The 14,986-nt window shown below is 65.7% G+C and carries 13 protein-coding genes and 1 pseudogene; 5 read left to right on the top strand and 9 right to left on the bottom strand.

Annotated features, from left to right (window positions below; translation table 11 throughout):
• Positions 1-205 precede the first annotated feature (205 nt).
• A pseudogene (gene hda / locus M3I56_RS02225) lies at positions 206-883 on the bottom strand (DnaA regulatory inactivator Hda); the annotation flags it as partial.
• Between the two features lie 284 nt (positions 884-1,167).
• Here hda and purM point away from each other — a divergent pair.
• Positions 1,168-2,241, top strand: a complete 1,074-nt coding sequence (gene purM / locus M3I56_RS02220) for a phosphoribosylformylglycinamidine cyclo-ligase (protein ID WP_254352375.1) — start codon at positions 1,168-1,170, stop codon at positions 2,239-2,241.
• 77 nt (positions 2,242-2,318) lie between these two features.
• Here purM and kynA read toward each other — a convergent pair whose 3' ends face one another.
• Genes kynA through kynB form a run of 3 tightly spaced genes read right to left on the bottom strand, consistent with a single transcriptional unit; the run spans position 2,319 to position 5,223 of the window.
• A complete protein-coding gene (gene kynA / locus M3I56_RS02215; protein WP_254352374.1) occupies positions 2,319-3,281 on the bottom strand; it encodes a tryptophan 2,3-dioxygenase in 963 nt (320 codons plus the stop codon).
• Between the two features lie 10 nt (positions 3,282-3,291).
• The gene (kynU, locus tag M3I56_RS02210; protein ID WP_254352373.1) at positions 3,292-4,542 is read right to left on the bottom strand and encodes a kynureninase; all 1,251 of its coding nucleotides are present in this window, start codon (positions 4,540-4,542) and stop codon (positions 3,292-3,294) included.
• Between the two features lie 36 nt (positions 4,543-4,578).
• Positions 4,579-5,223 carry an arylformamidase gene (gene kynB, locus M3I56_RS02205; RefSeq protein ID WP_254352372.1) on the bottom strand — a complete coding sequence of 215 codons (645 nt, stop codon included), beginning with the start codon at positions 5,221-5,223 and terminating at the stop codon, positions 4,579-4,581.
• 142 nt (positions 5,224-5,365) lie between these two features.
• Here kynB and M3I56_RS02200 point away from each other — a divergent pair, with 142 nt between their 5' ends.
• A complete protein-coding gene (locus M3I56_RS02200) occupies positions 5,366-5,872 on the top strand; it encodes an Lrp/AsnC family transcriptional regulator (RefSeq protein WP_254352371.1) in 507 nt (168 codons plus the stop codon).
• 31 nt (positions 5,873-5,903) lie between these two features.
• Here the strand turns inward: M3I56_RS02200 and M3I56_RS02195 are convergent, their stop codons facing one another.
• Complete coding sequence (locus M3I56_RS02195; RefSeq protein ID WP_028202040.1) at positions 5,904-6,413, bottom strand: flavin reductase family protein; 510 nt, start codon at positions 6,411-6,413, stop codon at positions 5,904-5,906.
• Between the two features lie 195 nt (positions 6,414-6,608).
• Between M3I56_RS02195 and msrA the strand changes: the two genes are divergently transcribed.
• Positions 6,609-7,157 carry a peptide-methionine (S)-S-oxide reductase MsrA gene (gene msrA, locus M3I56_RS02190; RefSeq protein WP_254352370.1) on the top strand — a complete coding sequence of 183 codons (549 nt, stop codon included), beginning with the start codon at positions 6,609-6,611 and terminating at the stop codon, positions 7,155-7,157.
• 55 nt (positions 7,158-7,212) lie between these two features.
• Here msrA and M3I56_RS02185 read toward each other — a convergent pair whose 3' ends face one another.
• The 3 genes from M3I56_RS02185 to pdxH form a co-directional block, all read right to left on the bottom strand.
• Positions 7,213-8,628 (bottom strand): DUF72 domain-containing protein, encoded by a 1,416-nt coding sequence (locus tag M3I56_RS02185; RefSeq protein WP_254352369.1) that lies wholly within the window; start codon positions 8,626-8,628, stop codon positions 7,213-7,215.
• 119 nt (positions 8,629-8,747) lie between these two features.
• On the bottom strand, positions 8,748-9,962 hold the full coding sequence (locus M3I56_RS02180) for a cyclopropane-fatty-acyl-phospholipid synthase family protein (RefSeq protein ID WP_254352368.1): 1,215 nt from the start codon (positions 9,960-9,962) through the stop codon (positions 8,748-8,750).
• A 193-nt stretch (positions 9,963-10,155) separates the two neighbouring features.
• Positions 10,156-10,797, bottom strand: coding sequence for a pyridoxamine 5'-phosphate oxidase (pdxH, locus tag M3I56_RS02175; protein ID WP_254352367.1), 642 nt, complete (start codon positions 10,795-10,797; stop codon positions 10,156-10,158).
• A 194-nt stretch (positions 10,798-10,991) separates the two neighbouring features.
• On the opposite strand from pdxH, the gene tcdA reads away from it, so the two are divergent.
• A complete protein-coding gene (gene tcdA, locus M3I56_RS02170) occupies positions 10,992-11,864 on the top strand; it encodes a tRNA cyclic N6-threonylcarbamoyladenosine(37) synthase TcdA (protein WP_246089019.1) in 873 nt (290 codons plus the stop codon).
• A 91-nt stretch (positions 11,865-11,955) separates the two neighbouring features.
• On the opposite strand, the gene M3I56_RS02165 is transcribed toward tcdA, so the two are convergent.
• Entirely contained in the window at positions 11,956-12,690 is a 735-nt protein-coding gene (locus M3I56_RS02165) for a Crp/Fnr family transcriptional regulator (RefSeq protein ID WP_254352366.1), read from the bottom strand.
• 730 nt (positions 12,691-13,420) lie between these two features.
• Between M3I56_RS02165 and M3I56_RS02160 the strand changes: the two genes are divergently transcribed.
• Positions 13,421-14,959, top strand: a complete 1,539-nt coding sequence (locus M3I56_RS02160; protein WP_375541665.1) for a mannose-1-phosphate guanylyltransferase/mannose-6-phosphate isomerase — start codon at positions 13,421-13,423, stop codon at positions 14,957-14,959.
• Positions 14,960-14,986 lie beyond the last annotated feature (27 nt).

Here is a 14,986-nt window from a genome sequence, read left to right as displayed (position 1 = left end):
CGGGGGCTTGCGGCTCGCTGGAGAAGAGCGTTGGCGGTGCCGACGGCTCGTCGGCTTCAGCGGGTGGCGTTTGCGCGGCCGCGTTGCCGCTGGCCTCAGCTTCGTGCGCGTCGCTCGCGTCGTCCGTTTCTGCCGGCTCTTCGCTGGCGAGTTCCTCGTCCGTCGGCAATGCGCTCGCTGCGCTCACCAGATCACCCACGCCATTCGCGAGCATCGCGCGCAACAGCGGCAGCGTCACCGCGCGCTTCTGTTCGAGCGAAAAGCGGTCGAGTGCGTCGAGCAAGCCCATCAGGCTCGGCATGTCGCGCCGGAAATGCGTGAGCAGGTAGGCGGGCACGTCGTCGGCGAGCGCAATGCCGCGCTCGCGCGCCGCGAACTTGAGGATGGCCGCCTTGCCTTCGTCGGAGAGCGGCGCGAGGTGGAACACGAGGCCCCAGCCCAGGCGCGTGCGCAGGTCCTCGCGCACGGCCAGGCCCATGGGCGGCGCGTTGCCCGTCGCGACGAGCGCGCAGGCGGGGTAGGAGCGCACCTCGTTGAACAGGTTGAAGAGCGCGATCTGCTGGGCGCCCGAGAGCGAATCGCAGTCGTCCACCGCGTAGATCGTCACGCGCGGATCGAACGTGAACGCCGCCAGCGCGCTTTGCGGCCCCAGATAGCGCACGTGGCCCGGCGGCGCTTCGTCGGCGAGTGCGTGCAGCAGGTGGCTGCGCCCGTTGCCGGGCTCGCCCCAGACATAGAACGTGCGATCGGCGATCGGGCCCGCCATGAGCGCCGCGTCGAGACCGCGCAGGCGCGCGACCAGCTCGGCGTTGGCGCCGATATGGAAGTTGTCGAAGGTCGATGGCGGCGGGGTGCCGAGATCGAGCGTTAACTGTCGCTGCACGGTGTGTCTGGACGGAGTCGGTTCTAGTAAAGCGTGCTCTCGTGAGAACTGCGGAGATCACTGGGCCGCGGCCGCCGCAGCACGATGCCGAGGGCGAGCGCGATCCCGGTCCAGATAACGGCCCGACGCTGGTACGGTGCGAAATGCGGTGTGTTCTGCGGCAAAACTCGGTTTCCGGTTGTGGGGCGCCAAGCGAGGCGCGTTCCAAATCTCGCTCCACCCGCGGCGGCGGGGCGCCGTCAATCGGTTAAAATCGCATTTTACCGACCTTCTGGCGCTTCCCCATGAATCAACCGAAATCCGGCCCCGCTAATCAGGCACAGTCGCAGGACCAAGGCCTCTCCTACCGCGACGCGGGCGTGGACATCGACGCGGGTGACGCGCTCGTCGACCGCATCAAGCCGTTTGCGAAGAAGACCCTGCGCGACGGCGTGATGGGCGGCATCGGCGGATTCGGCGCGCTTTTCGAAGTGCCGAAGAAGTACAACGAGCCCGTGCTCGTTTCGGGCACCGATGGCGTGGGCACCAAGCTGCGCCTCGCGTTTCATCTGAACAAACACGACACGGTCGGCCAGGATCTCGTCGCGATGAGCGTGAACGACATCCTCGTGCAAGGCGCCGAGCCGCTGTTCTTCCTCGACTACTTCGCCTGCGGCAAGCTGGATGTCGACACGGCGGCCACGGTCGTGAAGGGCATCGCGCAAGGCTGCGAGCTGTCGGGCTGCGCGCTGATCGGCGGCGAAACGGCCGAAATGCCGGGCATGTACCCCGACGGCGAATACGATCTCGCCGGCTTCGCAGTGGGCGCGGTCGAAAAGAGCAAGATCATCGACGGCAGCACGATCGCCCCGGGCGACGTGGTGCTGGGTCTCGCCTCGAGCGGCATCCACTCGAACGGCTTCTCGCTCGTGCGCAAGATCATCGAGCGCGCGCAGCCGGATCTCGCCGCCGACTTCGACGGCCGCTCGCTCGCCGACGCACTGATGGCGCCGACGCGCATCTACGTGAAGCCGCTGCTCAAGCTGATGGAAACCATCACGGTGAAGGGCATGGCGCACATCACGGGCGGCGGCCTCGTCGAGAACATTCCGCGCGTGCTGCGCGAAGGCCTCACGGCTGAACTGGATCACGCGGCATGGCCGCTGCCGCCGCTCTTCACGTGGCTGCAGAAGCACGGCGGCGTGGCCGATGCGGAAATGCACCGCGTGTTCAACTGCGGCATCGGCATGGCCGTGGTCGTGGCGGCGGATCAAGCCGATGCGGCGGCTTCCCTGCTGGCCGCCGCGGGCGAGCAGGTGTGGAAGATCGGCGTGGTGCGCGCAAGCAAGGAAGGCGAAGCGCAGACCGTGGTGGTCTAAGCCTCACGCGTTTCCGCGCAAAAAAATGCCCGCCATCGATTGGCGGGCATTTTTGCTTTTGGCCGCAGCGATTGGCGTTACAGCACCGTGCGCACGTGCCACAGTTCGGGGAACAGCACGACGTCGAGCATCTTGCGCAGATACGGCGCGCCATTCGTGCCGCCGGTGCCCTGCTTGAAGCCGATGATGCGCTCGACCGTCGTCACGTGGCGGAAACGCCATTGACGGAACGCGTCTTCGAGATCGACGAGTTCCTCGGCCATCTCGTACAAATCCCAGTACTCCGAAGGATTGCGGTACACCTCCAGCCACGCCGCCTCGACCGTGGCGTCGTGTTCGGTCGGCTGCGTCCAGTCTCGGTTCAGGCGCTCGGGCGCGATCGCAAAGCCGCGCCGCGCGAGCAGGCGTATGACTTCGTCGTAGAACGAGGGCGCTTCGAGCGTCGCTTTCACCTGCTCGAAAATCTCGCCCCGATGCTCGTGCGGCTTGAGCATCTGCGCGTTCTTGTTGCCGAGCAGGAACTCGATCTGCCGGTATTGATACGACTGGAAGCCCGACGAGGCGCCAAGATATGGCCGCATGGCCGTGTACTCGGAGGGCGTGAGCGTCGAGAGAACGCTCCACGCCTGCACGAGCTGCTCCATGATGCGCGAGACGCGCGCGAGCTGCTTGAACGCGGGCGGCAGTGCGTCGCGATGCACGTTGGCGAGCGCTGCGCGCAGCTCGTAGAGCGCGAGCTTCATCCATAGCTCGCTCGTTTGATGCTGCACGATGAACAGCATCTCGTTGTGATCGGGCGAGAGCGGATGCTGCGCGCCCAGCACGGCGTCGAGCGCGAGGTAGTCGCCATAGCTCATCGACTTCGAGAAGTCGAGCTGCGCGTCGTGCCAGCCTTCGCCTTGTGCCTCAGGCGCTTGCGCAGCCGGCGCGGGCGCGGCGGCGCCGTGTCCGAACGGGCAGCCGCCACGTGCGGCGCCGTGGGTCTCACTCGCGGTTTCACCCGCGTCGGGCATACCCGGGACTTGCATGTGATCGTTCATCTGCCGCTCCTCAGGTCACCGCGCCGCGCTCGGCGAATTCCGGCTTGCGCCAGGACTCGGTGGCAAGCACGTCGCGCAGCGTCTCCACGGCGTCCCACACGTCGACGTAACGCAGATACAGCGGCGTGAAGCCGAAGCGCAGCACGCGCGGCTCGCGATAGTCGCCGATCACGCCGCGCGCGATCAACGCCTGCATCACCTCATAGCCGTGCGGATGCTCGAAGCTCACGTGCGAGCCGCGCTCTGCATGCCCGCGCGGCGTGACGAGCGTGAGGTCGTATTCCTTGCAGCGCGTCTCGACCAGTTCGATGAAGAGGTCGGTGAGCGCGAGCGACTTGCGGCGGATCGCCTGCATGTCGGTTTGGAGGAATACGTCGAGACCGCATTCGACGAGCGCCATCGACACGATCGGCTGCGTGCCGCAGAGAAAACGGCCGATGCCGTTGTCCGGACGATAGACAGGGTTCATCTCGAACGGCGACTTGTGGCCCCACCAGCCCGAGAGCGGCTGCGAGAACGCATCCTGGTGGTGCTTGGGCACCCACACGAAGCCGGGCGAGCCGGGGCCGCCGTTCAGATATTTATACGTGCAGCCCACGGCGTAGTCGGCGTTCGCGCCGGTCAGGTCGACCGGCACGGCGCCCGCCGAATGTGCGAGATCCCACAGCGCCAGCGCGCCCTGCGCGTGAATATGTTCGGTGAGCGCGCGCATGTCGTGCATCTCGCCAGTGCGGTAGTTCACGTGCGTGATCATCGCGACGGCCACGTCTTCGCGGATTGCCGCGCGCAGTTCGGCGGGATCGTCGACGAGGCGCAGCTCATAGCCGCGGTCGAGTTGCTCGATGAGCCCTTGCGCGATGTACAGGTCGCTCGGAAAGTTCGAGCGCTCCGAGACGATCACGCGGCGCTTCGGGTCGCGCGCGTTCTGCACGCGCAGCGCGGCGGAGAGCGCCTTGAAGAGATTGATCGAGATGGTGTCGGTGACGACGACTTCGTCGTCGGCCGCGCCGATCAGCTTCGCGAGCTTGTTGCCCAGACGCTTGGGCATGGCGAACCAGCCTGCCGTGTTCCAGCTGCGGATGAGGCCTTCGCCCCATTCGCCGCCGATCACGGCCTGCGCGCGCGCGGCCGAGGCCGAGGGCGGCACGCCGAGCGAGTTGCCGTCGAGATAGATGGTGCCGGCCGCGAGCGTGAATTGCTCGCGCAGGGCGGCGAGCGGATCGGCGCGATCGGCTGCCAGGGCTTCGTTGCGGTCGTTCATGTCTAACGTTTCGTCGTTTGGCGGATTGAGTGGGATTCAGTTGGCGGCGGCGGAAGGCAACTCGCGCAGCACGGCGCGCACCGGGCTGGCGTCGAGCGTCGAGAACTTCAGCGGCAGGGCGATGAGTTCGTAGTCGCCGGGCGCGACGGTGTCGAGCACGATGCCTTCGAGGATCGCCATGCCATGTGCGCGGATGCGGTGATGCGCATCCATCGTTTTCGATTCCTGCGGGTCGAGCGAGGGCGTGTCGATGCCGATCAGACGCACGCCGTGCGCGGCGAGCAGATCGATCGTTGCCGGCGCGACGGCGCAAAACTTGCTGTCCCAGTGGTCCTGCGGCGCGTGCGCGTAGGTGCGCAGCAGCACGCGCGGCGGGATGTCAGGCAATGCGCCTTCCACGTGTTCGGGCAGCACGAGCGGCGCGGCGCCCACGCAATGAATCACGCGGCACGCGCCGATATACGTGTCGAGCGGCACCTCGCCGATCGGCGCGCCTTCGGCGTCGTAGTGCAGCGGGGCGTCGGTGTGCGCGCCGGTGTGCGGCGAGAGCGTTACGCGTGCGACGTTGACCGGCGAGCCCGCCTCCATGCGCCACACGCGCTCGACGCCAACGGGCGTATCGCCGGGCCAGACGGGCGTCTCGGGGTGAATCGACGGGGAAATGTCTTTGATCTGTGTCATGTCAACGGCGCCTTGCATCTACGTTGTCTACCTGATGCTTCGAATGATAGGCAACTCCCCGTGAAATGTGCTTGCGAAAAAAACGCCGCAAACTTCGGTTGTTGGCACATAATTTGTCTTAAGACGGGAATGGAGACCAAATATGAACGCAATCTCGCTGGATGCTACCGATTGTCGTATTCTCGCCGTGCTGCAAAACGAGGGGCGGATCAGCAATCTCGATCTGGCGGAGCGCATTTCGCTTTCGCCATCGGCGTGCCTGCGCCGTTTGCGGCTGCTCGAGGAGCAGGGCGTGGTGGAGCGCTACCGCGCGAGTCTGAACCGGGAGCTTCTCGGCTTCGAGATGGAGGCGTTCGTGCAGGTGTCGATGCGCAACGACCAGGAGAGCTGGCACGAGCGCTTCGTCACGGCGCTGCGCGACTGGCCGGAGGTGGTGGGGGCGTACGTGGTGACGGGCGAGACGCACTACCTGCTGCGCGTGCTCGCGCACAACCTCAAGCACTACTCGGACTTCGTGCTCAACAAGCTGTACAAGGCGCCGGGCGTCATGGACATCCGCTCGAACATCGTGCTCACGACGCTCAAGGTGGAAGTGGGTGTGCCCGTGGACCTGATCGCGCAGCGCGAGCCGAAGAGCGCGCCGGCATAAACGGGAGCGGCGGAGCGCGCGCCCCGCTGTATCAGAGCGACTGGAGCTGGTGGAACGCGCCGCCGTGGAACACGAGCGGCGAAGCGTCCGTGCCGTCCTCGCGCACGCCGCAGCGTTCCACTTCCCCGACGAAAATCACGTGATCGCCTTCGTCGTAGCGGCTGCGGTTGTGGCACTCGAACCACGCGATCGCGCCGTCGAGCACGGGCATGCCGGTGTCGCCGGCCGCGTGCGAGACGCCCTCGAAACGGTCGCCCTTCACGGTCGCAAAGCGCTTGCAAAGGTCGAGCTGCGACGCGGCGAGCACATTGATCACATAATGGCTGTTCGAGCGGAACACGGGCATGGACGCCGAGCGCGTGGCGAGGCTCCACAGCACGAGCGGCGGATTGAGCGAGACCGAGTTGAACGAACTGGCCGTGATGCCGATGAGCGTGCCGTCGGGCGCGCGCGTCGTGATCACGGTCACGCCGGTGGCGAACTGGCCAAGCGCGCGGCGGAATGCGCCGTCGTCGAAATTGGGCGGGCTGGGGCGGCGGATCATCGGTGCAGGCCTTCACGGGCCGCGCGCGCGGCGGCGAGAGCAGAAATCGGGATCAACGTCATGTGGAAAATCGGCGAATTGTCACAATTTTAGCGGAAGCGGCGGATGGCGGGTCGCGCGGGGCACCGCGCAGTGGTGTCCGGCGTGCGGTCCGCGATGGCGTCCGCAGTCACGATCAAAGGAGCGAACAGCATGAGTCAGACAGTCGAAACGGCCACCCTGGGCGGCGGATGCTTCTGGTGCCTGGAGGCGGTGTATCTGCGCGTGGAGGGTGTGAGTGCGGTGGAGTCGGGCTACGCGGGCGGCCACGTGGCGAACCCGAGCTACGAGCAGGTTTGCGACGGCGACACCGGCCACGCCGAGGTCGTGAAGGTGGAGTTCGACCCCGCGAAAATCACGTATCGCGAGATTCTCGACATCTTTTTCGCGATTCACGATCCCACGCAGCTGAACCGCCAGGGTAACGACGTGGGCACGCAGTACCGCTCTGCGATCTTCACGCACTCCGAGGCGCAGCGCGAGACGGCCGACCAGGCGATTCGCGAACTGGCCGCCGAAGGCGTGTACGACGGCAAGATCGTCACCCAGGTGCTGCCGCTCGACGGCAACTACTTCCCCGCCGAGGCGTATCACCAGAACTACTTCGCGCAGCACCCGAACCAGGGCTATTGCTCGTTCGTGGTGGCGCCGAAGGTCGCGAAGTTCCGCCAGAAGTTCGCCCACCGGCTCAAGGCTGAATAAGTTCCAAAAGGCGCGCGGGCGGTTTCGATGCCCGGTTTCGATACCGTTGCGCGCCTCAGTCTTCCTTTTCTTCTTCTTCCTGCTCGCCGGGCGGCGTTTCGTCCGGCGTCGCGTCGCGCGCGGCGTCCAGCGCCATTTCCCCGCGCAAGCGTTCCATCTCGTCCGCAATCGCCCGCGCGAGCTTCGCGCAGGTGAGCGGCGCCGATCCCTCTGCCTTGTTGTTCGTCGTGATCAGCACGGGCTGGCCCGCCATCGCGTAGCGTGCGGCCAGTTCCGCGAGCGTGACGCGCGTATGCGGGTCTTCGTCCACCAGCTTGTCGAACGGCTCGTAGCGCGCCTTCGCCTGCTCGTACTTGAAGCCGCTGTGCAGGCTCCAGCGCACGATCAGCGGGCCCGCCGGGGCTTCGCCGTCCATCAGCGCGAGTGCGGCGGCCTGGCGCAGCGGGTCCGGCATGCGCGCATGCAGGCCGACGCAGTAGCGCACGCCCGCGATGCGCAGCGTACGTACGAAGCGCGGCGTGAGCAGGATCGCGTCTCGGATCTCGACGGCGTAGCAGGGGCCGTCGCCGGCTGCGGCGGGCTCGGTTGATTGGGGCAGCGGCGGCAGCGCGACGAGGAAGGCGGTGAGCCGCTCGACGAACGCCGTCGGGTCGGACAGCAGCTGGTCGGGCAGCGGCGGGAACTGGAACACAAGCGCGCCGGCCTTGCCGCCGAGGCCCGCGAGGCACGGCTCGACGAATTCGCGTGCGGCCAGCTCCGCGTTCAGAAAGCACGGGTTCGCGGAAACGGGCTCGCCCCGCTCGCCGCGCACACTGGCGTCGGTGACGAGCGCCGGCGCCTTCACGATGAAGCGGAAGTGCTCCGGCACCTGCTGCGCGTAGCGCAGATAATCGGTGACGGTGAGCGGCGCATAGAACGATCGGTCGATGCTCACCGAGCGCAGCAGCGGATGCGCGCCGTAGGCCGAGAGGCCGTCGCGGGCGAGCTTCGACTGGCTGTAGTCCTCGCCATAGACGATGCCGCGCCAGCCCGGAAACGACCACGACGAGGTGCCAAGACGCACGCTCGCGGGCAGCGCGGCGGCGACGTCGAGCGTGTCTTGCGTCGCTACGGCGGGCAGCACGCCGCGGCCACGGCGTTTCGGGGCGCCGGCGGGGTTGGGCGTGGGCTTTTTCGGCTTTGTTTCGCGCGGCTCGCCATCTTCGTGTGCTTCGATTTCCGCGTCGTCGTCGCCCATGGCGCGGGTAGGGCGCTGGGTGGCGGATTTCGTGACGGGCTTCGTCGCAGGCGTGGGGGCTGGCGCCGCAAAGCCGAACAAGTCAGGCTGCGGCTCCGCGCGGGCTTCGGCTTTCGGCGCGTTGCGGCGCGCAGCCGGGCGTGCGCCCGGGTGGGCGTCGTCGGGGCCGGAGTCGTTGGCCGGCCCAAGCGTCCTATCGCCAAACAGGTCGTGGCCGTCGTCGCGTTCGTTCATGCAGTGGCGTCGCGCAGTGGGGTCGTGATGGCGGTCGTGGGGCGAAGCCGCCTGGGCCGGGCACAACTGCGGGAACAGTTGATACGCTGGCGGCGCGGCGAACCGCGCCGCCGCCTGCGTCAGAGCGGCTTCTCGTACATATACCGGCGCGACCACGGCAGCGTTGTCGCGCTGCGGCCGGCCTTGCGGCAGACGATCTGGAAGATCGACACGTCGTCGTGCTCGAACGCGTATGCGCAACCCGCCAGATAAACGCGCCAGATGCGGAACTTCTCGTCGTCGACGAGCTGCTTCGCTTCCTCGGCGCGCGCCTCGAAATTCTCCGCCCACAAATCGAGCGTGTGCGCATAGTGACGGCGCAGGCTTTCCACGTCAACCGCTTCGAGGCCGCCGTGCTGCGCCGCCTGGAGCGCGAGGCCGATGTGCGGCAGCTCGCCGTCGGGGAACACGTAGCGGTCGATGAATTCGCCGCCGCCCAGTGCCGTTTCGCCCGATTCGGCGTCCGACGAGGTGATGCCGTGATTCATGGCGACGCCGTCGTCGGCGAGCAGGTCGTGGACCTTGCGGAAATAGCCCGACAGATTCTTGCGCCCGACGTGCTCGAACATCCCCACGCTCGTGATGCGATCGAACTGGCCCTGGATGTCGCGATAGTCCTGCAGGCGGATCTCGATGCGGTCTTCGAGGCCCGCCGCCTTCACGCGTGCGGTGGCGAGATCGAACTGGTTTTGCGAGAGCGTCACGCCCACGCAGCGCGCGCCGAACTTCTGCGCCGCGCGCAGCACGAGCGCCCCCCATCCGCAGCCGATGTCGAGCAATGTGTGACCCGCCTTCACCTGGATCTTCGTGAGGATGTGGTCGATTTTCTTGAGCTGGGCGGTGGCGAGGTCTTCGTCGCCGTTTTCGAAGTACGCGCACGAATAGACCAAGTTCTCGTCGAGCCAGAGCTTGTAGAACTCGTTCGAGACGTCGTAGTGGTACTGGATGGCCCGCTTGTCCGTGGACTTCGAATGCGTGAAATAGCGGCGCACGCGCGCGAGCTTGCCGGCGCTCGTGACGGTGTTGCGCGCGAGCAAATAGCTGATGTTGATGATGTCGGCGAGCTTGCCTTCTATGTCGATCTTGCCCTTCACATAGGCCTCGCCGAGATTGTCGAGGCTCGGCGTGAGCAGGAGCGGCAGCGCCGACGCGCTATTGACCTTGAGCGTGACCTGAGGCGCGGCGAAGTGGCCGAAGTCGTATTGCTGCCCGCTCCAGAGCACGAGGCGGGCGGGCAAGTCGGCCTTGCTGCGCACTTCTTCCACCCACTGTGCGAGTTTTTTCTCCCAGAACATGCGTTTCTCTCCGTGTCAGATGAACGATTGAAGCCCAATGACAAAAGCGAATTGCGATGCAGGTTTTTGGCGACAGCGTTATGGCAACAGCGAGCTACTGAACGACGTGCAACGAAAGCGGTGAGACGAAAACCCGGTGGGCGCGGCGCAAGTGCGGTAAGTGCGGAACATGCGTTACGCCGCGCGCATGCGCTCAGGGCGCGAGCCGCTCGATTTGCCAGGCCGCGCCCGCGCGCTCACGCGTGTAGCGGATGCGGTCGTGCAGGCGCGACGGGCGGCCCTGCCAGAACTCGATGGCCTCCGGCACCAGCCGGTAGCCGCCCCAGTGCGGCGGGCGCGGCGGCGCTTCGCCATACTGCGCGGCGATTTCGCGCTCGCGGGCTTCGAGCGTCTCGCGGTTCGCGATCACTGTGCTTTGCTCCGAGGCCCACGCGCCAATGCGCGAGCCGAGCGGGCGCGAGTTGAAGTAGGCGTCGCTTTCCTCGGCGCTCGTGAGTTCGACCTTACCCTCGATGCGGACCTGGCGCTCCAGCTCGATCCAGTGAAAGAGCAGTGCCGCATGCGGATTCGCACCCAGCTCGCGGCCCTTGCGGCTTTCGTAGTTCGTGAAGAACACGAAGCCGCGCTCGTCCACGCCCTTGATGAGCAGGATGCGCGCGGCGGGGCGGCCCTGTGCGTCGACCGTGGCGACCGTCATGGCGTTGGGCTCGGGCAGCTTGGCGTCGAGCGCCTGGGCGAACCAGGTCTGGAACTGGCGGATCGGATCGGGATCGACGTCGGCGGCGTCGAGGGAGCCGAGCGAGTAGGTCTTGCGGAGATCGGCGAGGGAGGTCATCTTTTAGGCAGACGCTTCAATACGGACAAGTATATCGAACAGGCGAGGAAACAGGGGCGCCCGGCTAGGGGCGCCCGGCCAGGGGCGCCCGGCGAGGGGCGCCCGGCCTCGTTCGGCGAGATCAGGCAAAATACGGGTCCTGCGAGGACCGCGACAGCAGCGTGCGACCGGTCCGCTTACGATTGCCTACCGTCATGTCCAGTACTCCGATTTCCCCTGCCGCCGGCTCCGTCGATCTTACCCCGAGCCCTGCTGACGATGTTGCCGACCGCGCCCGCCGATTCGGCGGAATCGCGCGGCTTTATGGCGCACCGGCGCTCGATGCGTTCGAGCGCGCCCACGTTGCCGTAATCGGCATTGGCGGCGTGGGCTCATGGGCCGCCGAGGCGCTCGCGCGCAGCGCGATCGGCAAGCTCACGCTGATCGACCTCGACAACGTGGCCGAAAGCAACACCAATCGCCAGATCCACGCGCTCGACGGCAACTACGGCAAGCCCAAGGTCGAGGCCATGGCCGAGCGCATCAAGCTCATCGACCCGGCCTGCGACGTGCGTCTCGTCGAGGATTTCGTGGAGCCGTCGAACTTTGACGCGTTGCTGGGCGGCGGCTTCGACTACGTGATCGACGCCATCGACAGCGTGCGCACCAAGACCGCGCTGATCGCCTGGTGCGTGGAGCACCGCGTGCCGCTCATCACGGTGGGCGGCGCGGGCGGGCAGCTCGACCCAACGCGCATTCGCATCGACGACCTCGCGCTGACGATCCAGGATCCGCTGCTCTCCAAGGTGCGCGGCCAGTTGCGCAAGCAGCATGGCTTTCCGCGCGGGCCTAAGGCGAAATTCAAGGTGAGCGCTGTGTATTCGGACGAGCCGCTGATCTATCCCGAGGCGGCCGTGTGCGATATCGACGCCGAAGCCGAGCACGTCACCACGTCGCCGGGTCATCACGGTCCGGTTGGGCTGAACTGCGCGGGTTTCGGTTCGAGCGTGTGTGTGACTGCGAGCTTTGGTTTCGCGGCGGCTTCGTATGTGCTGCGCGCATTGGCGCATCAAGCCAGCGGGCGTTGAAGCCGGGCGGCAAGAACGCAAGAAAGCGTGCCTGATAAGGCACGCTTTCGTATAGCACAGGAAAGCGAACGAACCGCGCGCGTCGGTCGCGTTATTCGACCGCTTCCGCTTCGTGCAGACGCGGCAGCAGGCGATCGAACTCGCGGCGTACGAGACCGTAGCACTCGCATGCGCGCGCTTCGAGGCGCTTGCGGTCGAGTACGCGGATCTTGCCGCGGCTGTGATGGATCAGACCTTCGTCATGCAGCTTGCCGGCTGCTTCCGTGACGCCTTCGCGGCGCACGCCGAGCATGTCGGCGATCAGTTGCTGCGTCACGCTCAGATCGTTCGAGTCGACTCGGTCCACTTCGATCAGCAGCCACCGGCACAGCTGCTTGCTCAGCGAGTGGTGCCGGTTGCAGGCGGCCGTCTGTGCGACCTGCGTGAGCAGTGCATGCATGTAAAGCAGCGTAATGCGACGCAGGAGGTCCGAGCGCGCAAACTGCTGCTTGAGAGCCTGTGCGCTGATGCGATAGGCGAAGCCCGAGCTTTGCACCTGCACGCGGTTGGGCATTGTTTCGCCACCGGTCAGCACCGGTACGCCAGTCATGCCTTCCCGGCCCACGGCTGCAATTTCGACGGAACTGCCGTCTTCCATTGTCGTGAGCATCGAGATGACAGCGGTCGTCGGAAAATAAACGTGATGAATACGCTGGCCGCAATCGCAGAGCAGCTGTTCGGTGCGTAGTTGAACAAGTTCGAGATGCGGCGCCAATGCCTGCCACTCGTTTGACGGAAGTGCGCCAAGCAGATGATTGCCGTGCAGATCGGATTGAAGGGTCAACATGATCGGTCCTCGCGTAAAGCGGCGTATGCCGCCTCCTGTTTTTTCTGTTTCCGGCTGCCGAACTTTTTGTTATCGCCGTTACCCGTACGGCTATTCGTTCGTTGCGCCAGCCCCATAAGCCCCATAAGCCCCATTAGCGTTTTGCGATCTCGATTGTCGGCATCGACGCCTGTGTGGTGAACTCTACTTAGCAGGGGTTATGCCAGCAGCCGCGAAAGTGAGGACGCTTGCGGCTCTGCGCGGCGCGAGTTATTTCCGGGGCGACGCAAAGCCGCATTATTGTTTCAGTTTTGTACAGCGCCAGCGCGGCGCCGTTTGCGAAGTCGCTAGAGTTTGATGTCGCCAACCCCTTGATTTATATGACTACTTTCGCTCCGCGCGCGGATGCCCGGAAATGAGTCCTTGCTGAAACATCGTTGGGCCATCGTCTTGAACGCGTTGTGCGCCTGCCTCTGAAGCGACGCGGTTTTGATTCAGTTCTGTTGGGGGGCCACCGACACTGTCGCAAAAACGTTCGGATGTGAAACATCACATTGCATGGCCGTCTTCGCGCTTCGTGCGTTGCCGCACATAACGATGACTGCACCTCCGTCCCAAAGAAAAATTTCCTGACCGCCCGTGCGATCAATGTGGTTGCGCGTACAGATTCGCGCGATGCGTATTGTTCAAATGTCACCTGTACGCGAACCGATAACGGGACTCGGTGCATGACTTCGGGGGAGTGACCTGAATGAACAACGATGTGGCATCTGCCGGCCTGATAGCCGCGATGAGCGAGGGTGAGGCCGAACTCATCGTTCAGCCCGTTGTGCTGGCGGGCGGTTCCGGCACGCGGCTATGGCCCCTTTCGCGCGAACACTGTCCCAAGCAACTGATCGATCTGCTCGATGGCGAATCGCTGCTCGAGGCGACTGTACGGCGCCTCGATGGCGTGTTCCTGCACGCCGGCGCCGCATTGCCTGAAGCGCACACCGCGGTTCGCAAGGCTGCGCCATTCGTCGTGAGCAGCGAGGACTTGCGCCATCTGACCGCTGACCGTCTCGGTCGCAGTGGCATGGTCGCTCGCTTCGTACTCGAACCGCTCGCGCGCAACACGGCGCCCGCGCTGACGGCGGTCGCGCTTGCCGCCAGCGGCGACGGCGATCCCGTGCTCGTTGCGATGCCCGCCGACCATCTGATCGCCGATGGCGCGGCGTTTGCCGCCGCGCTCGAGGAAGCCGTGGCGCACGCGGCGCGCGGCGCCATCGTCACACTTGGCGTGCCGCCGCAGCGTGCCGAAACGGGCTACGGCTACATCGGCGCGGGTTTGCCGCTTGGCAGCAGCGGAGCGCGCAGCATCGAGCATTTTGTGGAGAAGCCCGATGCCGAGCGCGCTGCAAGCTATGTCGCCTCGGGCAACTATCTTTGGAACAGTGGGATTTTCGTTGTGCGCGCATCGGTCTGGCTCGCGGCGATCGCGCGCAGCCGGCCGCTCATCGCGTCGCAGTGCGCGGCGGCCTTCGCAAGTGCCTGCGTCGACGCTGACGGCACCGTCCACTTGAACCGCGACGCGCTCGCCGCCTGTCCGTCCGATTCGATCGACTACGCGGTGATGGAGTCGGTCGGCGTGAACGCGCGGCTCGCGGGCGTGGTTGTGCCGCTTCGTTCGGGCTGGTCGGACGTCGGGGCGTGGGATGCCCTGTGGCAGGTCTCGCAGAAGGACGAGAATGGCAACGTCGCGCGCGGGCGCGTGTTGTTCGAGGATGCGGCGGATACCTTCGTGCATTCGGACGGCCGGCTCGTTGCCTGCGTGGGCGTGCGGGACATGGTGGTGGTCGAGACAGCGGACGCCGTGCTCGTTGTCGCGAAGGACCGCGTTCAGGACGTCAAGGCGGTGGTTGCAAAGCTCAAGGCGCAGCACAGTGAGGTGGCCCGGCAGCACCGGCGCGTGGAGCGCCCGTGGGGCTGGTACGACTCGGTCGATCAGGGCGAGCGCTTTCAGGTCAAGCGCATTGTTGTCAAGCCGGGTGGCCGGCTTTCGCTGCAGATGCATCACCACCGCGCGGAGCACTGGACCGTGGTGCGCGGCACGGCGCGTGTCACGCGCGGCGACGAGGTGCTCCTGCTTTCCGAAAACGAATCGACCTATATCCCGCTTGGCATGACGCACCGGCTCGAGAATCCAGGCAAGACGGCGCTCGAGATCATCGAGGTGCAGTCGGGCTGTTATCTCGGCGAGGACGACATCGTGCGCTTCGACGACCAGTACGGTCGTGTTCAGCAGGCATAGCTGACTGAACGTAAGGCGACGCTGTAA

The sequence above is a fragment of the Paraburkholderia sp. CNPSo 3281 genome (assembly GCF_024206515.1).
Classification (GTDB): Bacteria; Pseudomonadota; Gammaproteobacteria; order Burkholderiales; family Burkholderiaceae; genus Paraburkholderia; species Paraburkholderia nodosa.
Note: the sequence above shows the minus strand (reverse complement) of the source record. Positions and strands in the feature narration are given on the sequence as shown.